Raw genomic sequence first — 22179 nt, forward strand, 5'->3', positions numbered from 1 at the left:
CCGCTTGACCTTGACATAACTTGAGGTTTTACCCTGCTCGGCATCGCGCTGTAGGCGTCCGTCACCAGGAGACCGTTCATGACGGCAACATCCCATGCCCTGTGGTTTACCCAGATGATCGAATATGAAGTGCCTGGCAGGTTTCAGCAGGCGTTGGCCCAGGCGCTGGTGGCGCGCAGCGAAGCGCTGGCCGCGCGTTGCGAAGGGCTGCAGGGTGTCAGCATCCAGGCCAGCGACGATGGCAGTCGGGTGCTGCAGTACCTGCAATGGCAGTCCCGTCAGGCGTGGGCAGCGGCGGCCGTTTATTTCGTCGGGGAACCTTTCCTCGAACTGCTTGGCCAGCATCAGGCGCGTGGGGTCAACTTTGCTGCCTACCAGACCCTGCGTAGCCTGGTGCGCGGCGCCGATGGCGGCCTGCATTGCCAGGTGGGCGAGCCTCAGGCATACCAGGGCGCGTAGTGCGGGTAGCGGTCCAGGCGGGCGCCAACGACCATTTCGCTGACCCATGCCGCCAGGATCGAACTGTAGGCTTTCTGGCTCTCTTCGCTGGACAACGCATGGTCGGCACCGTCGACGATGCGGTGGGTGAGCGAATGGGCGCTGACGAATGCCGAGCGGTAGCTCATCAAGGTGCTGTGCGGCACATAGTCGTCCTGCTCGGACTCCACCAGCAGTACATCGCCACCGAACTCGGCACAGGCTGCCAGTGCGCGGTTGTCCGCCGGGCCGAGCGGGCGCTGGCGGTAGGCGTTCAACCGTTGCCGGTCGAGGGTTTGCTTGGGGAGGTTCCATTCGTCGTCCCAGTACATCGCGGGTACCCGCAGGGCCAGCCATTTCACCGGCCGCTCACGGGTCAGCAGGGTGGCCAGGTAGCCGCCATAGCTGCTGCCGATGATGGCGATGGCACTGGTGTCGACGGCCGGGTGACTTACCAGCCGGTCGTAGGCCACCAGCAGGTCGGTCAGGTTCTGTTCGCGGGTGACCGTCAGCCGTTGGCTTTCGGTTTTTTCGTGGCCGCGCAGGTCGAAGGTCATGCACACGCAGCCCAGCCCGGTGATATGCCGGGCGCGGGCCAGGTCGCGTTGCTGGCTGCCACCCCAGCCGTGGACGAAGAGGATGCCCGGCATCTTGCTGCCGGGGCTGACCAGGGTGCCGACGATGCTGTCATCCTCGACCTGCAGTTCAACGGTTTCACTCTGAATGGTCATGTTCACGAATCCGCGCGAATTTGCTGAGTTGTCCGAGTTCACTGTCGTTTCCTTGGTAAAAGAGGGTGGCGTCAGTGGGCAGTTCGGGGGTGCCGAACACTTCATGGGTGGAGGCACGCACCCGTTGCAATGCCGGGTCGTCGGCGAACGCCTGCAAGGCCAGCAGCTCGGCACTGCTGGCTCCGCCCAGGCGCCAGGATTGCTCGAGTACGCCGCTGCGCAGGTGGCCCAGGGGATTGACGCCGCGGGCGATGTCGTAGTTGCGCCGTGAGGCGATGAAGCCGGGGAAGTGCTGCTCGGCGGCCTGTTCGTAGGCCATCGCCTGGTTGATGGCCAGGCGCAGCGGCTCGTCCAGCGGCAGTTGCAGCAGTGCCTGATAGTCACCGCGCACCACTACCAGGTCGGAGCCGCCATACACTTCCGTGCCCTGATGGTCGCGGGTCAGTTGCTGGGTGCCGTGATAGCTGCAGGTCAGGCCGGCGACGCGTACCTGGCCGACGCTGAAGGTTTGCACTTCGCTCAGGTCTTCCTCGAGCACCAGCCCCCACAGCGCAAGGTCCTGGTCATCCATGCCGGCCAGCAGCGGTTCCAGTTCATCCACCGCGGTGATGACCTGTTGCCCACGGCCGGCGCAGGCCAGTACCGGCTTGATTCGCAACGGGCCGTCCGTCAATAACAGCTGTGCGGCGGTGCGCGCATCAGCCTTGCTGAACACGGTGTAGCCGCGCAGCAGGGCGTCGCTGGCTTGGCGGGCGAAGGCATCGGTCCAGCCCGGCGGGAAACTGGCCCCGGCCGGCAACGGGTGGGAGATCGCCTTGGTCGCCATGTAGGGGTGTGCGACCAGGCCACCGAACAGGTCCTGCTCGCTGCAGATGCCCAGGGCGGCATGGCGCTTGGGATCGACCAGGGTTTCGGTGGGCAGGTAGTAGTAGCCATCGGTGGCGCTTGGTGGCTGGCCGGGTTGCACGTGTGGGCAGCCCAGCAGGCGGGCCAGGCCATCGGCAAGCTTCAGGTGCACGGCATGCTCGTGGTCGGGGGTGTGCGCGCGGGTGTCGAGCAGCACCACGCCGCTTTTAGGGGCGCAGGCATTGGGCATGGTCATTTGCCTGTGTGCAATGAATGTATTGAGTGTGAAGCCGGTGCTTTGAGGAAGTTCAGCGGAACTTGATCGGTGGTCCTGGCCCGTATGTAGGAAATGTCCGGTATGCGCAGGGCGTGACGGGCAATGCATGCCGTGTGTCGGTCGCCACGATTGCAGGGCCTCGGCGGCTGTTCCATTATCGGCACACTGGATAAACCGTGATGTAGCCGCAGGAGAGCGCATGAACGTTCAGACCACCTTTGGGCAAAGCGTGCCGCAGCGCCTGGCGCAGGTTCGCCAGGCCATGGCCGCAGAGGGCATCGATGCCTTGCTGGTACCCTCGGCCGACCCCCATCTTTCCGAATACCTGCCCGGTTACTGGCAAGGGCGCCAGTGGCTGTCGGGTTTCCACGGCTCGGTCGGCACGCTGGTGGTCACGGCTGACTTTGCCGGGCTGTGGGTCGATAGCCGCTACTGGGAACAGGCGGAACAAGAGCTGGCTGGCAGCGGCATCGAGCTGATGAAGCTGTTGCCGGGCAAGCCTGGTGCGCTGGAATGGCTGGGCGATCACGTCGAGACCAATGGCAGCGTGGCGGTAGACGGTGCGGTCATGGCCCTGGCTTCGGCGCGCCAGCTTGGCGACCGGCTGAAGGCGCGCGGGGCGCGACTGGTGACTGACAAGGACCTGCTGGGCCAGGTATGGGAAGGGCGCCCGGCGCTGCCAGGCAACCCGGTCTACCAGCATTTGCCACCGCACGCCACGGTAAGCCGTGCGGAAAAGCTGGCGCAGTTGCGCCAGAGCGTGCAGGCCAAGGGGGCCGACTGGCATTTCATCGCTACCCTGGATGACATTGCCTGGCTGTTCAACCTGCGCGGTAGTGATGTGTCCTACAACCCGGTGTTCGTCGCCTTTGCCTTGATCAGCCAGCAGCAGGCCATCCTGTTCGTCGGCCAGGACAAGCTCGACGAACATCTACGCCAGGTGCTGGCGGCCGACGGTATCGAGGCGCGCGACTACGCCGAAGCAGGCAAGGCCCTTGCCGCCATGCCGGCCGGCAGCCGATTGCTGGTCGACCCGGCCCGGGTAACCTGCGGCCTGCTGGATAACCTGCCGGCCGGGGTGGAACTAGTCGAGGGGCTCAACCCCAGCACCCTGAGCAAGTCGTGCAAAGGTGATGACGATCTGGTGCACATCCGCCAGGTGATGGAGCAGGACGGCGCGGCCTTGTGCGAGTTCTTCGCCTGGCTCGAGGCCAGCCTCGGTCAGGAGCGGGTTACCGAACTGACGGTCGACGAGCAGTTGAGTGCCGCGCGTGCCCGGCGCCCAGGCTTCGTGTCGTTGAGCTTCTCGACCATTGCCGCCTTCAATGGCAATGGCGCGATGCCGCATTACCGTGCCACCGAGCAGTCGCATGCGGTCATCGAGGGCGATGGTCTGCTGCTGATCGATTCGGGCGGGCAGTACCTTGGCGGTACCACCGACATCACCCGCATGGTGCCGGTGGGCAACCCGAGCCTTGCACAGAAGCAGGATTGCACGCGCGTGCTCAAAGGCGTGATCGCCCTGTCGCGGGCCACCTTCCCGCGAGGTGTGCTGTCGCCGTTGCTCGATGCCATTGCCCGGGCACCGATCTGGGCTGACCAGGTGGATTACGGCCACGGCACCGGGCATGGGGTGGGTTACTTCATGAATGTGCACGAGGGGCCGCAGGTCATTGCCTACCAGGCGGCGCCCACGCCGCAGACGGCGATGCAGGTGGGCATGATCAGCTCGATCGAGCCGGGCACGTACCGCCCAGGGCAGTGGGGTGTGCGCATCGAGAACCTGGTGGTCAACCGCGAGGCCGGCAAGAGCGCCTTTGGCGACTTCCTGAACTTCGAGACCCTGACGCTGTGCCCGATCGATACCCGCTGCCTGGTGCCCGAACTGCTGGCCAGGGAAGAGGTGGACTGGTTGAACGGCTATCACGCCACGGTACGCGAGCGCCTGGCGCCGTTGCTCAAGGGGGACGCGCTGGCCTGGCTGGAGGCGCGTACCGTGCCCTTGTAAGGCGGCAAATGAAAAGGGCAGCTTGCGAGCTGCCCTTTTTTTCTACTTGCAGATGACGATCATGCTGCGGCTGGTGTAACCCGCCGGGTTGATGCCGAACAAGTAGTCACCGGGTTCTTCATCGCTATCGCCCGAGCGTGCAATGACCCGGTAGCCGCGCGTGCTGCAGGAGCTTGCGGCCTTGCTGTAGCAGTTGTCCCACGAGGAAGACAGGCCGGAGCAATTGATATGCAGGCCCTTCTTGCCCCTTTTGACCTCAGTCTTGGCCGTGGCGGCACATCCAGCAATAGCCAAGATGGCCAGGATGAGCAAAATACGTTTCATTCCTGTCCTTAAATGCAGGGCTGATAGCTGTATGGCCCTGTCGTTATCGCTTTGGTTCTTCCTGAAATTTCCCCAGCGTCCGTGTTCGGTCCAGTAGATAGCGTAAAGATGATGATTCCGTGACAGCTTAATCAGCGAGACGGGTCGCTACAATCACTAATCCTGTCTCAAATGAAAATATTTCTCATGTCAGTCTGCTGCGACGGCCGGGCTGGGTTCCTTGCGCATGGACAGGGTGGTGCCGACCGACGCGGTAATGATCGCCAGGATGGCCAGCCACTGGGTAAACGTCAGTACCTCGCCCAGGAACAGCAGGCCGGACAGTGCGCCGAAGGCTGGTTCGATGCTCATGAGGGTGCCGAAGGTGCGTGCCGGGATGCGCGTGAGGGCAACCATTTCCAGGCTGTAGGGCAGGGCGGTGGACAGCACCGCAACGCCCAGGGCCATGGGGATCACGGCGGGTGTGAGCAAAGCGCTGCCGGCGTGGGCGATACCGATGGGGGCAACGAACAGCGCGGCGACCACAACGCCCAGTGCGGCACTCTGGATACCATGCTCGGCCCCGGCCCGCTGCCCGAACAGGATGTACAGTGCCCAGCACACGCCCGCGCCCAGGGCATAGGCTGCGCCGACCGGGTCGAGGGCCTGCCCGCCATGGCCGGCCGGCAGCAACAGCAGCAGGCCGACGATGGCCAGCGCAATCCACAGGAAGTCGATCGGCCGGCGCGAGGAGAAGATCGCCACGGCCAGCGGGCCGGTGAACTCCAGTGCCACGGCGATGCCGATCGGTACCGTTTGCAGGGCCATATAGAAGAGGAAGTTCATGCCGCCCAGCGCCATGCCGTAGATGATGACGTTGCGCAGGGTGTTGCGGGTCATGCGCACACGCCACGGGCGCAGGATCAGCAGCATGATGATGCTGGCGAAGATCAGGCGCAGGGTGGTAGTGCCTTGGGCGCCGATGAGGGGGAACATGCTTTTGGCCAGGGAGGCACCGGACTGTATCGATGCCATGGCGATGAGCAGCAGGCCGATCGGGAAGAGGGTAGCGGCCAGGCTGCGGGGCTGGGTGTTCATTTCTGTGCAGCGATCCTTGAGCGGGGTGGGGGTGAGCAATATAGTGCGCAATTATGAGGGTGTGGGGCAAGGTGCCGGCCATGAGTTTTCTGGCGCCTGCAAAATCGAGCGCCGCGCACGCGGCGCATCGCCGGCAAGCCGGCTCCCACATCTGTTTCGGGCCAGTTTGTCCTGTGAGTTCACCGCTGCCGCCTTGTTTGTTCCCTTCGATATCGAAGGTGGCGCTGCTGCTTTTCTGCAATCTCCTGTCATGCTCCAAGGGTGCGAGTGCGGAGGAGGCAGGAATAACTGGCCCGAAACAGATGTGGGAGCCGGCTTGCCGGCGATGCGCCGCGCGGGCGGCGCTCGATCTCACAGGCGCAGCAGGTGTTGTGGCGAGCACCTGGCGGCCCTGACGCGGTCTTTTTCAAAAAAACCTAAATTATTGAAATTAAAGGTTGACCTCCGGAAACGCCGCCCTATAATGCGCACCACTCCAACGCGGTAGCGAAGCAAAGCCAGCCACCCCGTTGAGTCAAGTGTTTGAAGCTAAACGAGTTTCTCGCAAAAAACTTCAAAATAAACGCTTGACAGCAAATGAGGAAAGCGTAGAATGCGCGCCTCGGTTGAGACGAAAAACTCTTAACCAAACGCTCTTTAACAAATCGAATCAAGCAATTCGTGTGGGTGCTTGTGAGTACGGACTGATAGTCACAAAGATTATCAGCATCACAAGTGGCCATGCGAGAAATCACATAGTCATTTGAGATTGCTGAGCCAAGTTTAGGGTTTCTTAAAAACCCAAGCAGTATTGAACTGAAGAGTTTGATCATGGCTCAGATTGAACGCTGGCGGCAGGCCTAACACATGCAAGTCGAGCGGATGACGGGAGCTTGCTCCTTGATTCAGCGGCGGACGGGTGAGTAATGCCTAGGAATCTGCCTGGTAGTGGGGGACAACGTTTCGAAAGGAACGCTAATACCGCATACGTCCTACGGGAGAAAGCAGGGGACCTTCGGGCCTTGCGCTATCAGATGAGCCTAGGTCGGATTAGCTAGTTGGTGGGGTAATGGCTCACCAAGGCGACGATCCGTAACTGGTCTGAGAGGATGATCAGTCACACTGGAACTGAGACACGGTCCAGACTCCTACGGGAGGCAGCAGTGGGGAATATTGGACAATGGGCGAAAGCCTGATCCAGCCATGCCGCGTGTGTGAAGAAGGTCTTCGGATTGTAAAGCACTTTAAGTTGGGAGGAAGGGCAGTAAGTTAATACCTTGCTGTTTTGACGTTACCGACAGAATAAGCACCGGCTAACTCTGTGCCAGCAGCCGCGGTAATACAGAGGGTGCAAGCGTTAATCGGAATTACTGGGCGTAAAGCGCGCGTAGGTGGTTCGTTAAGTTGGATGTGAAAGCCCCGGGCTCAACCTGGGAACTGCATCCAAAACTGGCGAGCTAGAGTACGGTAGAGGGTGGTGGAATTTCCTGTGTAGCGGTGAAATGCGTAGATATAGGAAGGAACACCAGTGGCGAAGGCGACCACCTGGACTGATACTGACACTGAGGTGCGAAAGCGTGGGGAGCAAACAGGATTAGATACCCTGGTAGTCCACGCCGTAAACGATGTCAACTAGCCGTTGGAATCCTTGAGATTTTAGTGGCGCAGCTAACGCATTAAGTTGACCGCCTGGGGAGTACGGCCGCAAGGTTAAAACTCAAATGAATTGACGGGGGCCCGCACAAGCGGTGGAGCATGTGGTTTAATTCGAAGCAACGCGAAGAACCTTACCAGGCCTTGACATGCAGAGAACTTTCCAGAGATGGATTGGTGCCTTCGGGAACTCTGACACAGGTGCTGCATGGCTGTCGTCAGCTCGTGTCGTGAGATGTTGGGTTAAGTCCCGTAACGAGCGCAACCCTTGTCCTTAGTTACCAGCACGTTATGGTGGGCACTCTAAGGAGACTGCCGGTGACAAACCGGAGGAAGGTGGGGATGACGTCAAGTCATCATGGCCCTTACGGCCTGGGCTACACACGTGCTACAATGGTCGGTACAGAGGGTTGCCAAGCCGCGAGGTGGAGCTAATCTCACAAAACCGATCGTAGTCCGGATCGCAGTCTGCAACTCGACTGCGTGAAGTCGGAATCGCTAGTAATCGCGAATCAGAATGTCGCGGTGAATACGTTCCCGGGCCTTGTACACACCGCCCGTCACACCATGGGAGTGGGTTGCACCAGAAGTAGCTAGTCTAACCTTCGGGAGGACGGTTACCACGGTGTGATTCATGACTGGGGTGAAGTCGTAACAAGGTAGCCGTAGGGGAACCTGCGGCTGGATCACCTCCTTAATCGACGACATCAGCCTGCTGATGAGCTCCCACACGAATTGCTTGATTCATGGTTGAAGACGATCAAGACCCTATATAGGTCTGTAGCTCAGTTGGTTAGAGCGCACCCCTGATAAGGGTGAGGTCGGCAGTTCAAATCTGCCCAGACCTACCAATATGCGGGGCCATAGCTCAGCTGGGAGAGCGCCTGCCTTGCACGCAGGAGGTCAGCGGTTCGATCCCGCTTGGCTCCACCACTTGCTTCACTTGATCAAACTCAGAAATGAGCATTCGCTTCGAATGTTGATTTCTGACTTTTGTCAGATCGTTCTTTAAAAATTCGGATATGTGATAGATATAGACTGATGACCAGTTTCACTGCTGGTTAATCAGGCTAAGGTAAAATTTGTGAGTTCTGCTCGAAAGAGCAACATGCGAATTTTCGGCGAATGTCGTCTTCACAGTATAACCAGATTGCTTGGGGTTATATGGTCAAGTGAAGAAGCGCATACGGTGGATGCCTTGGCAGTCAGAGGCGATGAAAGACGTGGTAGCCTGCGATAAGCTTTGGGGAGTCGGCAAACAGACTGTGATCCAGAGATCTCTGAATGGGGGAACCCACTCAGCATAAGCTGAGTATCTTGTACTGAATACATAGGTGCAAGAGGCGAACCAGGGGAACTGAAACATCTAAGTACCCTGAGGAAAAGAAATCAACCGAGATTCCCTTAGTAGTGGCGAGCGAACGGGGACCAGCCCTTAAGTTGATTTGAGATTAGTGGAACGCTCTGGAAAGTGCGGCCATAGTGGGTGATAGCCCCGTACACGAAAATCTCTTGTCAATGAAATCGAGTAGGACGGAGCACGAGAAACTTTGTCTGAATATGGGGGGACCATCCTCCAAGGCTAAATACTACTGACTGACCGATAGTGAACCAGTACCGTGAGGGAAAGGCGAAAAGAACCCCGGAGAGGGGAGTGAAATAGAACCTGAAACCGTATGCGTACAAGCAGTGGGAGCCTACTTTGTTAGGTGACTGCGTACCTTTTGTATAATGGGTCAGCGACTTATATTCAGTGGCGAGCTTAACCGAATAGGGAGGCGTAGCGAAAGCGAGTCTTAATAGGGCGTTTAGTCGCTGGGTATAGACCCGAAACCGGGCGATCTATCCATGGGCAGGTTGAAGGTTAGGTAACACTGACTGGAGGACCGAACCGACTACCGTTGAAAAGTTAGCGGATGACCTGTGGATCGGAGTGAAAGGCTAATCAAGCTCGGAGATAGCTGGTTCTCCTCGAAAGCTATTTAGGTAGCGCCTCATGTATCACTCCAGGGGTAGAGCACTGTTTCGGCTAGGGGGTCATCCCGACTTACCAAACCGATGCAAACTCCGAATACCTGGAAGTGCCGAGCATGGGAGACACACGGCGGGTGCTAACGTCCGTCGTGAAAAGGGAAACAACCCAGACCGTCAGCTAAGGTCCCAAAGTCATGGTTAAGTGGGAAACGATGTGGGAAGGCTTAGACAGCTAGGAGGTTGGCTTAGAAGCAGCCACCCTTTAAAGAAAGCGTAATAGCTCACTAGTCGAGTCGGCCTGCGCGGAAGATGTAACGGGGCTCAAACCATGCACCGAAGCTACGGGTGTCATCTTTGATGACGCGGTAGAGGAGCGTTCTGTAAGCCTGTGAAGGTGAGTTGAGAAGCTTGCTGGAGGTATCAGAAGTGCGAATGCTGACATGAGTAACGACAATGCGAGTGAAAAACTCGCACGCCGAAAGACCAAGGTTTCCTGCGCAACGTTAATCGACGCAGGGTTAGTCGGTCCCTAAGGCGAGGCTGAAAAGCGTAGTCGATGGAAAACAGGTTAATATTCCTGTACTTCCAGTTATTGCGATGGAGGGACGGAGAAGGTTAGGCCAGCCTGGCGTTGGTTGTCCAGGTTTAAGGTGGTAGGCTGGAATCTTAGGCAAATCCGGGATTTCAAGGCCGAGAGCTGATGACGAGTTGCCTTTAGGCGACGAAGTGGTTGATACCATGCTTCCAAGAAAAGCTCCTAAGCTTCAGATAACTGGGAACCGTACCCCAAACCGACACAGGTGGTTAGGTAGAGAATACCAAGGCGCTTGAGAGAACTCGGGTGAAGGAACTAGGCAAAATGGCACCGTAACTTCGGGAGAAGGTGCGCCGGCGAGGGTGAAGGACTTGCTCCGTAAGCCCATGCCGGTCGAAGATACCAGGCCGCTGCGACTGTTTATTAAAAACACAGCACTCTGCAAACACGAAAGTGGACGTATAGGGTGTGACGCCTGCCCGGTGCCGGAAGGTTAATTGATGGGGTTAGCGCAAGCGAAGCTCTTGATCGAAGCCCCGGTAAACGGCGGCCGTAACTATAACGGTCCTAAGGTAGCGAAATTCCTTGTCGGGTAAGTTCCGACCTGCACGAATGGCGTAACGATGGCGGCGCTGTCTCCACCCGAGACTCAGTGAAATTGAAATCGCTGTGAAGATGCAGTGTATCCGCGGCTAGACGGAAAGACCCCGTGAACCTTTACTATAGCTTTGCACTGGACTTTGAATTTGCTTGTGTAGGATAGGTGGGAGGCTTTGAAGTGGGGACGCCAGTTCTCATGGAGCCATCCTTGAAATACCACCCTGGCAACTTTGAGGTTCTAACTCAGGTCCGTTATCCGGATCGAGGACAGTGTATGGTGGGTAGTTTGACTGGGGCGGTCTCCTCCCAAAGAGTAACGGAGGAGTACGAAGGTGCGCTCAGACCGGTCGGAAATCGGTCGTAGAGTATAAAGGCAAAAGCGCGCTTGACTGCGAGACAAACACGTCGAGCAGGTACGAAAGTAGGTCTTAGTGATCCGGTGGTTCTGTATGGAAGGGCCATCGCTCAACGGATAAAAGGTACTCCGGGGATAACAGGCTGATACCGCCCAAGAGTTCATATCGACGGCGGTGTTTGGCACCTCGATGTCGGCTCATCACATCCTGGGGCTGAAGCCGGTCCCAAGGGTATGGCTGTTCGCCATTTAAAGTGGTACGCGAGCTGGGTTTAGAACGTCGTGAGACAGTTCGGTCCCTATCTGCCGTGGACGTTTGAGATTTGAGAGGGGCTGCTCCTAGTACGAGAGGACCGGAGTGGACGAACCTCTGGTGTTCCGGTTGTCACGCCAGTGGCATTGCCGGGTAGCTATGTTCGGAAGAGATAACCGCTGAAAGCATCTAAGCGGGAAACTTGCCTCAAGATGAGATCTCACTGGGATCTTGAATCCCCTAAAGGGCCGTCGAAGACTACGACGTTGATAGGTTGGGTGTGTAAGCGCTGTGAGGCGTTGAGCTAACCAATACTAATTGCCCGTGAGGCTTGACCATATAACACCCAAGCAATTTGCGCACGAAAGCCAAATTGTGGTGGTGAAGACGAAACGAACCGAAAGTTCGCAACATCACAAATATCGCATATCCGAATTCGCTGGGCTGTCCATCTGGACATTCTGGCAACAGAATTTCTTGACGACCATAGAGCATTGGAACCACCTGATCCCATCCCGAACTCAGCAGTGAAACGATGCATCGCCGATGGTAGTGTGGGGTTTCCCCATGTGAGAGTAGGTCATCGTCAAGATTCATTTCGCAAAACCCCTATCTGCGTATGCAGGTAGGGGTTTTGTCTTTGTGGTGCAAAAATTCCCAGGCATACGCAGTCCCTGTGGGAGCGGCCTTGTGTCGCGAAAGGGCCGCAATGCGGCCCCAGGATTGATGCGCAACAGTTGAAATTGCTGGGGCTGCTTTGCAGCCCTTTCGCGACACAAGGCCGCTCCCACAGGGGATCGCGCCAACTTTCAGAATTTGAGCAAGACAGTTGCTCTCACAGGGCCCGCGTAGCTCCGAAAAGCAATCATGAAATGTGCGTCATTTATGCCTGACGAATCACAGGTCAATGCTACGCTCGCGGAAATACTCAGCACGGATACCCATCATGGAAATGAACTGGCACCAGGCCCTGCAAGAGAGCCTGAGCTGGCTGGCAATCGCCTCGTTCATCACCCTTGTCTGCTTCACAGCAGCCGCCACACTGGCTGTACGTTGTACGCGCTGGGGCAGCCAGTTCTGGCAGCTTGCCGGGCCCTATTTCAGTTTCAGGCGCAGTTGGCGGCCGTTGCTGGTGTTCGCCCTGCTGCTGGTATTGACGCTATTCTCGGTGCGCCTGAACGTGCTGTTCTCGTTCTGGTACAACGGCTTCTACAGCGCCTTGCAAGGCCTTGACCAAGCCGCTTTCTGGTACCTGCTCGGCGTCTTCGCGGTATTGGCCACGATCCATGTGCTGCGTTCGCTGTTCACCTTCTATGTAAGCCAGGCGTTCAGCATCCACTGGCGTGTCTGGCTGACCGAGCGCCTGACCCACGACTGGATGCACGGCGATGCCTACTACCGTGGCCAGTTCCTGGCCGAGCCGGTGGACAACCCTGACCAGCGTATCGAACTGGACGTCAACGCCTTTGTCAGCAACTCGGTGACCCTCGCCCTAGGCGCGGTCAGCGCGCTGGTTTCGCTGGTGGCGTTCACCGGCATCCTGTGGGGGCTGTCGGCGCCGCTGGCCGTCGCGGGTGTGGAGATTCCCCGGGCGATGGTGTTTGCTGTGTACCTGTACGTCATCGTCGCTACCTGGATCGCCTTCCGCCTCGGGCGGCCGCTGATCCGCCTGAACTTCCTCAACGAAAAGCTCACCGCCAACTTCCGTTACGCGCTGATGCGCCTGCGCGAGAACGCCGAGAACATCGCTTTCTACCAGGGCGCGCAGGTCGAGCGGGGCACCTTGCTGGGCCGCTTTGGTGCCTTGATCGTGAATGCCTGGGCGCTGGTGTTCCGAAACCTGAAATTCAGTGGTTTCAACCTGGGCGTGAGCCAGGTAGCAGTGGTGTTCCCGTTCATTCTGCAGGCACCGCGCTTCTTCAGCGGGGCGATCAAGCTGGGCGACGTCATGCAGACCTCCCAGGCCTTTGGCCAGGTGCAGGATTCGTTGTCATTCTTCCGCGAGTCGTATGATGCGTTTGCCCAGTACCGGGCTACCCTCGACCGTCTGACCGGCTTCCTCGATGCCAACGAGCAGGCGAGCGCTTTGCCGCGCGTCATCACCGAGGACCAGGAGCATGCCTTGGCGATCAGCCGCCTGCAGGTGCTGCGCCCGGACGGGCATGCACTTATCGCCGACCTGAACCTTGACCTGCACGCCGGCCAGGCGCTGTTGATCAAGGGGCCGTCGGGCAGCGGCAAAACCACGCTGCTGCGTGCGCTGGCGGGCCTCTGGCCGTATGCAGAGGGTGAGGTCAGGCGCCCGCTGGGCCACCAGGCGCTGTTCCTGTCGCAGCGGCCGTACCTGCCGCTGGGTGATCTGCGCGCCGTCATCGCCTACCCGGCGGCCAGCAGGCCTGAGGACGAAACGCGGATGCAGCAGGCCTTGCGCCAGGTCAACCTGACCCACCTGGCCGAGCGACTGGATGTCAGCTGTGACTGGTCACACATTCTCTCGGTCGGTGAGCAGCAGCGCCTGGCATTTGCCCGGGTGCTGTTCAACCGGCCGCAGGTGGTGTTTCTCGACGAGTCCACTTCGGCCATGGACGAAGGGCTCGAGCATGCCCTGTATTCACTGTTGCGCACGGAAATGCCGGGGGCGTTGCTGGTGAGTGTCGGGCACCGCAGCACGCTGGCAGGTTTCCATACCCATCGGCTGGAGGTGGATGGGCATGGCGGCTGGTCTCTACTGGAGCAGCAGCCAGCGCTGGCCTAGTGCGGCTTGCCGGTGATCGGGCCTGACCTGAGCAATGCGACCCCGACCAGGGTGCTGCCGGCACACGCTGCGCCAAGCAGGAATGTCGCCTTGAAGCCGACCCCGTCCCACAGCAGCCCGGCCACCACGCTGGCCACCAGCAGCGCCACGCCGGTCAGCAGGTTGAACAGGCCGAAGGCTGTACCGCGCAGTTCGGCGGGGGCACTGTCGGCGATCATGGCGGCAAAGACGCCTTGGCTGAAGCCCAGGTGCAGGCCCCAGGCAGCCACCCCCATGGCCAGCCCGGTCCAGCCCGGCAGCAGGGCCAGTAGCAGGTCGGCGGCGACCAGCAGCCCCAGCCCGGTCATCAGCACGCCGCGGCGGCCTACGCGGTCCGACAGCACCCCCGCTGGGTAGGCCGACAGCGAGTAGGCCAGGGCCATGAGCACCAGCACTGCCGGCGCCCACAGCGGCGCCAGACCCATGTCCTGGGCGCGCAGCAGCAGAAACGCCTCGCTGAAGCGGGCGAGGGTGAACAGCGTGGCCAGGCCGATCAGCCGCCAGTAGGCCGGGCCCAGGCGGGCCAGCTCGTGCAGGGCCAGCGGTGAGCGCACCGGCCGGGTAGTGGCCGGCGTTTCAGGTTCGTGCACGAAGGCGATGAGGATGTACACCGCCACGAACGCCGGGAGCACCGCCACCCAGAACACCGTCTGGAAATGGCTCGCGGTCAGCCACATCAGCACGATCGCCAGCAACGGCCCAAGGAAGGCGCCCACGGTATCCAGCGCCTGGCGCAGGCCGAAGGCTGCACCACGCAGTTCTGCGGGTGTGACGTCGGCCACCAGCGCATCGCGCGGCGCCCCACGAATGCCTTTGCCTACCCGGTCGACGAAGCGTGCTGCGGTCAACCACTCCAGCCCGGAGGCCATGGGAAACACCGGCTTGGTCAACGCACCCAGGCCATAGCCCAGCACCGTGAGCAGCTTGCGCTTGCCCAGCCGGTCGCTGAGGGCGCCGGAAAACACCTTGGTGATCGAGGCGGTCGCCTCGGCGATACCTTCGATAAAGCCCACCGCCACTACCGAGGTGCCGAGCACGGTGACCATGTACAGCGGCAGCAGGGCGTGAATCATTTCCGAGGAAATGTCCATGAACATCGACACGAAGCCCAGCGCCCAGACACTGCGAGGGATCTTCGACAGAGACCTGGTGGCGTTCGTGGCGTGGCTTTCTTCGTGGCTGCGCATCAGGAGGCTCGGCAGAGGGCTACGTTCGAAACTGTAGGAGCCGTCACGCAGGATGCAAATCGGACAGGTGTATGCAAGCAACAGCGCGAATAGCCGGGCTGCGCCGGCAACGCTGTCGTGTCAGCAAAGTTCCGTTACAAACATGTAAACTTCGTAAATAAGATTTAAACTCATTTGCGAATCTCTATATTTACCATCCCTGTTGGCCACCAAACTGAGTTTGCGAGGCCGGTGGGCGAGGGCTCCCGGTTTCCGACAGGGATGTGCCGTTTCGCTCATGAATCGCAGGAGATGTACCCATGCAGTGCAAGACTTCACCCAACAGCCTGGCCCTGGCGTTCGTTGCGCTGGCGTCACCGGCCATGGTGGCCAGCGCGGCCCAGGCCGAAGAACAGCGCACGGGTGAGGTGCTGGAGATGCCGGTCGCCGACAACGCGCTGGTGATTCAGGACACCCTGGTCACCGCCGAGCGCGAGGCACGCCAGGCCCTGGGTACGTCGATCATCACCGCCGAAGACATCAAGCGCCATCCGCCGGCCAATGACCTGTCCGACATCATCCGCCGCGAGCCCGGGGTCAACCTGACCGGCAACAGCGCCAGCGGCGCGCGTGGCAACAACCGGCAGATCGACCTGCGCGGCATGGGCCCGGAAAATACCCTGATCCTCATCGACGGCAAGCCATCCAGCGCACGCAACGCCGTGCGCTATGGCTGGAACGGCGACCGCGATACCCGCGGTGAAACCAACTGGGTACCGGCAGAAGCGGTCGAGCGCATCGAGATCCTGCGTGGCCCGGCGGCCGCACGTTACGGTTCCGGCGCCATGGGCGGGGTGGTCAACATCATCACCAAGCGGCCCACCGACGAACTCAAGGGCAGCGTCAGCCTGTATACCCAGCTGCCGGAAGACAGCGCCGAGGGCGCCAGCCGCCGGGGCAACTTCAACCTGGGCGGCGGCCTGACCGACAACCTCGGCTTCCGCCTGTACGGCGGCCTGGCCAAGACCGATGCCGACGACCTGGACATCAATGCCGGGCATGCCACCAGTGCGCTGGTGGCGGGTCGCGAAGGCGTACGCAACAAGGACATCAATGGCCTGCTGAGCTGGAAGCTGAACGACGAGCACCGCCTCGAGGCCAGTGCTGGCTACAGCCGCCAGGGTAATATCTTTGCCGGCGACACCATGAACAGCAACGGCGGTGGTGACGTCGAGTTCGTGTCCAGCCTGTACGGCCACGAAACCAATGTGATGCAGCGCAGTACCTACGACCTGACCCACCTGGGCGATTTCACCTGGGGTACCAGCAAGACCGTGCTGGCCTACGAGTACGTGCGCAACTGGCGCCTCAACGAGGGCCTGGCAGGCCGTACCGAAGGTGCCCCCAATGCCGAAGGCGCCGCCATGTCGCGCCTGCGCAACACGCGCCTGAGCAGCGAAGTGAACCTGCCATTCGCCATGGGCAGCACCGAACATGTGCTGACCCTGGGCGGCGAGTACCTGTACGAAGCGCTCAATGACCAGGGCTCGCTGCGCCCGCAAAGCTCGGACCCTACCGGTAACGACGGGTTGGTCGGTTTCGACCGCAGCAGCTCGAAGATGACCGCCCGCAGCTATGCGCTGTTCGTCGAGGACAACATCATAGTCGGCGACACCACCATTACCCCGGGCCTGCGTTTCGACCACCACGAAACCTTCGGCGACAACTTCAGCCCCAGCCTGAACCTGTCGCACAAGCTAACCGAAGCACTGTCGGTCAAAGGCGGTATCGCGCGCGCCTACAAGACCCCGAACCTGTACCAGTCCAATCCCAACTACTTGCTGTACAGCCGCGGCAATGGTTGCAGCGTGCAGCAGACCAACAACGGTGGCTGCTACCTGCAGGGCAACGCCGACCTCAAGCCCGAGATCAGCGTCAACAAGGAAATCGGCCTGATGTACGACCGTGGTACCTGGCGCACCAGTGCCACGTACTTTCGCAACGACTACAAGAACAAGATCGTCGGTGATACCGATGTGTTGTACACCATCGGCACCGGCAGCCGCGTGACCCAGTGGGACAACGCCGGCAAGGCGCGGGTGGAAGGTATCGAAGGCAACCTGTTCATCGAGCTTACCCCGGCCCTGGACTGGAACACCAACCTGACCTGGATGCTCGACAACGACAACCGCGAGACCGGCGAGCCGCTGTCGGTGATCCCGGAATACACCGTCAACACCACCTTCGACTGGCGCGCCACCGAGAAGCTGTCGTTCCAGGTGGCGGGTACCTACTTCGGCAAGCAGAAGTCGCCGACCTTCAACGAACGCACCCAGCAAGGCTACGACAAGACCGCGCAACGGGACGTGGAAGCCTACGGCCTGGTGGACGTGAGCGCTGGTTACAAGTTCAACGCCAACTACGACGTGCGGGTGGGGGTGAACAACGTGTTCGACAAGCAGATCCTGCGTGGCGGCAACGCCAGTACTTCGGGCGCCAATACCTATAACCAGCCGGGCAGGGCGGTGTTCGCTGCGCTGAACATCAACTTCTGATCCAAGGGGCCGCTGCGCGACCCATTCGCCGGCAAGCCAGCTCCCACAGGGATCGCGCCAACGTTTGGAATTTGAGCAAGACAGTTGCTCCCACAGATACCACACAGTATTCGAACCCTGTGCAATCCCTGTGGGAGCTGGCTTGCCGGCGAATGGGCTGCAAAGCAGCCCCGGATGCCTCCGATCAACGCCAAGGAGCCCCCGATGATCAAAGCCCCCGCCTGGCTGCAGATCCTCTCCCGCAGCTGTGCCGCACTGCTCGGCGGCTATGCCCTCAGCTACGCCGCCAGCGCCTGCCTGGCCCGCATCCTGCCGCTGGCTGCCGCCGATGCGGTCATCGTCGCGACCCTGCCGGCCTTCATCTTCTACACCGCCGCCATCCTCTGGGCCTTCGCCTGCAGCGATGCCCTGCGTGCCTGGGCCTCGCTGGCTGTGGCCGTACCGCTTGCCCTGATCGGCTTCTGGCCGCAGGCACTGGAGTGGCTGGCATGAAGAACACCTTCACCCAATCGATGGCCTGGCTGCACACCTGGGCCGGGCTGATATTCGGCTGGCTGCTGTTCGCCATCTTCGTCACCGGCACCCTGGCGGTATTCGACAAGGAACTCGACCACTGGATGCAACCGGAAATCCCGGCCACCGAGGTACCCCAGGCCGACGCCGCGCGGCGCGCCATTGCCTACTTGCAGGCCCACGAGCCGCAGGCTGGCAACTGGGGCATCAGCCTGCCGAGCGAGCGCTCGCCCGGGTTGCGCGTGTCCACCGGCGAGCGTCGCCATGGCCCCACCGTACAGCTTGACCCGCGCACTGGCGAGGCCATCGAGGTGCGGGACAGTGTTGGTGGCAACTTCTTCTTCCGCTTCCATTTCACCCTCGACCTGCCACGCAACTGGGGCATCTTCGTGGTCGGCGCGCTGGCGCTGGTAATGCTCGCGGCGCTGGTCACCGGTATCGTCATCCACAAGAAGATCTTCAAGGAGTTCTTCACCTTCCGGCCGAACAAGGGCCAGCGCTCGTGGCTGGATTTCCACAACGCCAGCGCGGTGCTGTTGCTGCCGTTCCACCTGATGATCACCTACACCGGCCTGGTGATCTTCATGCTCATCTACATCCCGGCCGGGGTCGATGCGCTGTTCGCCGGCGACAACCGTGCCTACTTCCAGGCCCAGGGCAATGCCCGCCTGGAGCAGCCTCGTGGCCTGGCCAGGCAACCGGCCGCGCTGGTCGATGTCGCGCCATTGCTGGCCCAGGCCGAGGCGCGCCTGGGGCCGATTGGTGGCCTGAATATCCGCAACCCCAACACGGCGGCGGCGCGTATCGAAATACGCCCCGGGCTGGGCAACCGCATTGCCTTGGCCAAGGGCCAGGCCATGGTCTTCGATGGGGTCAGCGGGCAGTTGCTCGGCGACGTCGCCGAATGGCACGCGGCGCCATTGACCCAGCGGGTCATGGCCGGCCTGCATTTCGCCCAGTTTGGCGGCTACCCGATGCGCTGGCTGTATTTCGTCTGCGGGCTGGTCAGTTGCCTGATGATCGCCAGCGGGCTGGTGCTGTTCTGCGTGAAGCGTGGGCGCAAGTACGCCAGCGCCGAGGCTTCGGTGCGGCGTTGGTACCGGTTGGCGGAGGTATGCAACGTGGGCTTCGTCAGTGGCCTGTTGTTGGCGTGCGTGGGGTTGCTGTGGGCCAGCCGTGTGCTGCCGGTGGAACTGGCGCAGCGGGAGAGCTGGGAGGTTCGTGCGTTCTTTGGTGTATGGCTGCTGGCGCTGTTGCATGCCGGTATCAGGCCGGTACGCCGGGCCTGGGTCGAGCAACTGCTGCTGACCGCGTTGCTGTGCATTGGCCTGGGTGCGTTGGGTGGCTTGGGCGACGCCATGCGCCTCGGGGTGGTGGCCTGTGCCTTGGTGTTGGGTGTATTGCTCGGGCTGCTGGCCTGGCGCGTATGGCAGGCGCAGTGGGTGCCGCAGAAGGCCAGGGCAGGGCGGCGGATGGAGGCCGGGGCATGATGATGTGGATCATGGGCAGCGTGTTGTTCGCCTACGCTGGCATGCTGGGGCTGTGCCAGGGGCTGGAGCGGCATTACAAGCAGGTATGGAACCGCACCTGCCCGCCGGTGCTGCGTGTTGGCTTGCGCGCGGCCGGCTGGCTGGCGTTGCTGGCCAGTCTGGTGCTATGTGCCCAGGCCTGGGGCTGGGCCATGGGGCCGGTGGCCTGGTTTGCCGTGATGTCGCTGGCGGGGATGGTGCTGGTATTGCTGCTGCCATACTGGCCGCGGCTGGCGGTGGGGTTGTTGGCAGCGGTGCCGGTTTGGGGACTGATGCTGCTGATGATCTGACCAGGCCCCATCGTCGGCGCAGCCGGTGCCAGGTTGTTGCGGTAAAAAGTGCCAAGGCATGTTAAACCTTGCGCCCCGACCCGCTGCGAGAGAAACCCGGTGAAAGCCGTCCGCCTGACCCTGATCTGCCACGCCCTTACCCAGGCCCAGAAGACCGGGCGCCTGCACCGTGCCGACGACGGCATCCTGCCGTTGGGCCAGCAGCCTTTCGCCGACCTTTCCGGTGTGCCGGTGCTGACTGCACCAGAGCGGCGAGCCTGCGAGACGGCGGCGTGGTTTTCGGGGCCGGTGCAGGTCGAGCCGGCCTTGGCCGATTGCGACCTGGGGTGTTGGCAAGGGCTGACGCTGAAGCAATTGCAGGCCGAGCAACCGCAGGCGATGGCCGAATGGCTGCAGGCCCCGGCCAGTGATGTGCACGGCGGCGAGTCGTTCGCCGTGCTTTGCCAGCGCATTGCCGCCTGGTTGGGGGCCTTCGACAGGCCAGGTGAATGGGTGGCGGTTACCCACCCGATGGTCATGCGCGCTGCGCTGGTGCACGTACTTGGCTGCCCGATGAGCGCCAGTCAGCGGGTCGACGTGTTGCCGCTGTCGCGCCTGGAGCTGAGCTTTACCGGGCAGTGGCGCCTGCGCCTGGGCTGAAGGTCAGAACGCCAGCTTGTAGCCGATCAGCAGCAGCATCGCCGCCAGGCACGGACGCAGCACGCGGTCGGAAATCCGCCCGGTGAGGTGGCTGCCCAGGTAGATGCCTGGCAGCGAGCCCAGCAGCAGGTAGCCCAGCAGCGACCAGTCCATGTTGCCCATGCCGGCATGGCCCAGGCCCGCCACCAGGGTAAGTGGCACGGCGTGGGCGATTTCGGTACCGACCAGGCGGCGGGTGACCAGGAACGGGTACAGCAGGAACAGCGCCACGGTACCCAGTGCGCCAGCACCGATGGAAGTGAGGGTGACCATCACCCCCAGCACCACGCCGGTGAGCACGGTAAGGATGTTCAGGCTGCGGTCGCTGAGGTGGTAGTGGTCACCGGCATGGCGGCTGGCGAAGGCCTGCAGGCGCGATTTGAACAGGATGGCCAGCGCGGTCAGGATCAGCACCACCGCCAGGCCTTGCTTGATGACGGCGTTGAGCGCCGAGGTGTCGGTGTGCAGGGTGCTGAGGAACCACAGGGTCAGCGCCGCAGCGGGCACGCTGCCCAGGCTGAGCAGGCCGGTGATCTTCCAGTCGACGTTCTTGTTGCGCGCATGCACCCAGACGCCACTGGCCTTGGTGATGGCGGCGTAGAGCAGGTCGGTGCCGACGGCTGTTGCCGGGCTGATGCCAAACCACAACAGGATCGGGGTCATCAGCGAGCCGCCACCGACGCCGGTCATTCCGACGATGAAACCCACGACCAGGCCCGCAATGGTGAAACCGAAAGAACCTACATCCATACGCTACTCGACTGCCCAACTTTGCCCGTTATCGGATGCAGCCCAGCATATAGATTTTTTTATAGCCAAATAGACTTGTTCGTTATTAGGTTATAACCGGGTGCTTGCCTGTCAGGGCCCTATCGCCGGCAGGCAGCACCGAGTCAGCGATCAGTCATCACCACCATCACATGTGCATCTGCGCCATCGTCACTTTCCGACAGGTAGATATGCCCCACCTGGCTGTCGAAATACGCCGTCTCCTGCGGCCCGATGCTCACCGCTTCGCCGGTTTCGAACTCGATACGAACGCGCCCGCTCAGCACCAACGCGAACTCTTGCCCGGGGTGGCGGATAAAATCGTCGAACTGGCCGCGTTCACGGGCAATAATGCGGGCATAAGCGGGTGTCATGCGCCGTTCGGGGAAGTCGCCGGCGATCGGGTGGTAGTCATAGGTGCCGGTCGAGTAGCCCGCCGCCGCCGGCAGTGAATCGACCACCACGGTCACCGGTGCCGGTGCCGTGACCGTGCCGCTGGCGCGCAACAGCTGGGCAATGTCGACATTCAGCGCCCGGGCGGCAGCGGCCAGTTTTTCATAGCTGACCGAGACCTGCGCCAGTTCCATCTTCGACAAGGTGGACAGCGGTACGCCGCTGGCTTCGGACAATTGCTTGAGGGTCATCTGGCGCGCCTTGCGCACCTGGCGCAGGCGCTGGCCGACTACGGCACGGTCCAGCAGGGGTAGGGCAGCGGGCATTGGGGGTCTCGGCATACGGCGTTGGTCGGGCATCTTACCTTGGACCCTTGCGTATTCGTAAATTCTCATATATTAGAA

15 protein-coding genes, 2 tRNA genes and 3 rRNA genes are annotated in these 22179 nt (G+C 61.1%); 13 read left to right on the forward strand and 7 right to left on the reverse strand.

What is annotated here, in order from left to right:
* Positions 1–78: 78 nt before the first annotated feature.
* Complete coding sequence (locus tag ABX298_RS19255; RefSeq protein ID WP_025338386.1) at positions 79–459, forward strand: antibiotic biosynthesis monooxygenase; 381 nt, start codon at positions 79–81, stop codon at positions 457–459.
* On the opposite strand, the gene ABX298_RS19260 is transcribed toward ABX298_RS19255, so the two are convergent.
* Together ABX298_RS19260 and ABX298_RS19265 are read right to left on the reverse strand one after the other, a co-directional pair.
* On the reverse strand, positions 438–1208 hold the full coding sequence (locus ABX298_RS19260; protein ID WP_075044261.1) for a S9 family peptidase: 771 nt from the start codon (positions 1206–1208) through the stop codon (positions 438–440). The two genes, ABX298_RS19255 and ABX298_RS19260, sit on opposite strands and share 22 nt — an antisense overlap.
* Entirely contained in the window at positions 1192–2310 is a 1119-nt protein-coding gene (locus ABX298_RS19265) for a DUF3182 family protein (protein ID WP_367393492.1), read from the reverse strand. The genes ABX298_RS19260 and ABX298_RS19265 overlap by 17 nt, the downstream gene beginning before the upstream one ends.
* A 220-nt stretch (positions 2311–2530) precedes the next feature.
* Between ABX298_RS19265 and ABX298_RS19270 the strand changes: the two genes are divergently transcribed.
* A complete protein-coding gene (locus ABX298_RS19270) occupies positions 2531–4339 on the forward strand; it encodes an aminopeptidase P family protein (RefSeq protein WP_367393493.1) in 1809 nt (602 codons plus the stop codon).
* 42 nt (positions 4340–4381) lie between these two features.
* Here the strand turns inward: ABX298_RS19270 and ABX298_RS19275 are convergent, their stop codons facing one another.
* Entirely contained in the window at positions 4382–4663 is a 282-nt protein-coding gene (locus ABX298_RS19275; RefSeq protein WP_025338390.1) for a hypothetical protein, read from the reverse strand.
* 189 nt (positions 4664–4852) lie between these two features.
* On the reverse strand, positions 4853–5740 hold the full coding sequence (gene rhtA, locus ABX298_RS19280) for a threonine/homoserine exporter RhtA (RefSeq protein WP_367393494.1): 888 nt from the start codon (positions 5738–5740) through the stop codon (positions 4853–4855).
* A 792-nt stretch (positions 5741–6532) separates the two neighbouring features.
* Between rhtA and ABX298_RS19285 the strand changes: the two genes are divergently transcribed.
* The 6 genes from ABX298_RS19285 (at position 6533) to ABX298_RS19310 (ending at position 13844) form a co-directional block, all read left to right on the forward strand.
* Positions 6533–8069 (forward strand): 16S ribosomal RNA (locus ABX298_RS19285).
* A gap of 77 nt (positions 8070–8146) precedes the next feature.
* Positions 8147–8223 (forward strand) — tRNA-Ile (locus ABX298_RS19290).
* A 6-nt stretch (positions 8224–8229) separates the two neighbouring features.
* Positions 8230–8305, forward strand: a tRNA-Ala gene (locus ABX298_RS19295).
* 233 nt (positions 8306–8538) lie between these two features.
* Positions 8539–11428, forward strand: a 23S ribosomal RNA gene (locus ABX298_RS19300).
* 137 nt (positions 11429–11565) lie between these two features.
* A 5S ribosomal RNA gene (rrf, locus tag ABX298_RS19305) occupies positions 11566–11681 on the forward strand.
* Together the 16S, 23S and 5S rRNA genes with 2 tRNA genes alongside form the textbook arrangement of a ribosomal RNA operon.
* Positions 11682–12035: 354 nt before the next feature.
* Positions 12036–13844, forward strand: coding sequence for an ABC transporter ATP-binding protein/permease (locus ABX298_RS19310; protein WP_367393495.1), 1809 nt, complete (start codon positions 12036–12038; stop codon positions 13842–13844).
* Here ABX298_RS19310 and ABX298_RS19315 read toward each other — a convergent pair.
* Complete coding sequence (locus ABX298_RS19315; RefSeq protein WP_317409474.1) at positions 13841–15070, reverse strand: MFS transporter; 1230 nt, start codon at positions 15068–15070, stop codon at positions 13841–13843. The two genes, ABX298_RS19310 and ABX298_RS19315, sit on opposite strands and share 4 nt — an antisense overlap.
* A gap of 299 nt (positions 15071–15369) precedes the next feature.
* Here ABX298_RS19315 and ABX298_RS19320 point away from each other — a divergent pair, with 299 nt between their 5' ends.
* The 5 genes from ABX298_RS19320 (at position 15370) to ABX298_RS19340 (ending at position 20575) form a co-directional block, all read left to right on the forward strand.
* Positions 15370–17604 (forward strand): TonB-dependent siderophore receptor, encoded by a 2235-nt coding sequence (locus ABX298_RS19320; protein ID WP_367393496.1) that lies wholly within the window; start codon positions 15370–15372, stop codon positions 17602–17604.
* A 204-nt stretch (positions 17605–17808) separates the two neighbouring features.
* Positions 17809–18096, forward strand: a complete 288-nt coding sequence (locus tag ABX298_RS19325) for an iron transporter (protein WP_286918529.1) — start codon at positions 17809–17811, stop codon at positions 18094–18096.
* On the forward strand, positions 18093–19607 hold the full coding sequence (locus ABX298_RS19330) for a PepSY domain-containing protein (RefSeq protein WP_286918530.1): 1515 nt from the start codon (positions 18093–18095) through the stop codon (positions 19605–19607). The genes ABX298_RS19325 and ABX298_RS19330 overlap by 4 nt, the downstream gene beginning before the upstream one ends.
* The gene (locus tag ABX298_RS19335) at positions 19604–19936 is read left to right on the forward strand and encodes a DUF3325 domain-containing protein (protein WP_286918531.1); all 333 of its coding nucleotides are present in this window, start codon (positions 19604–19606) and stop codon (positions 19934–19936) included. Before ABX298_RS19330 ends, ABX298_RS19335 begins: the two co-directional genes overlap by 4 nt.
* 99 nt (positions 19937–20035) lie before the next feature.
* Complete coding sequence (locus tag ABX298_RS19340) at positions 20036–20575, forward strand: histidine phosphatase family protein (RefSeq protein WP_367393497.1); 540 nt, start codon at positions 20036–20038, stop codon at positions 20573–20575.
* 3 nt (positions 20576–20578) lie between these two features.
* Here the strand turns inward: ABX298_RS19340 and ABX298_RS19345 are convergent, their stop codons facing one another.
* Both ABX298_RS19345 and ABX298_RS19350 read right to left on the reverse strand, forming a co-directional pair.
* Positions 20579–21364 (reverse strand): sulfite exporter TauE/SafE family protein, encoded by a 786-nt coding sequence (locus tag ABX298_RS19345; protein WP_046616814.1) that lies wholly within the window; start codon positions 21362–21364, stop codon positions 20579–20581.
* 143 nt (positions 21365–21507) lie between these two features.
* The gene (locus ABX298_RS19350; protein WP_075044520.1) at positions 21508–22101 is read right to left on the reverse strand and encodes a helix-turn-helix domain-containing protein; all 594 of its coding nucleotides are present in this window, start codon (positions 22099–22101) and stop codon (positions 21508–21510) included.
* Between the last annotated feature and the right edge of the window lie 78 nt (positions 22102–22179).

The organism is Pseudomonas sp. X4 (assembly GCF_040784925.1).
Lineage (GTDB): Bacteria > Pseudomonadota > Gammaproteobacteria > Pseudomonadales > Pseudomonadaceae > Aquipseudomonas > Aquipseudomonas putida_Z.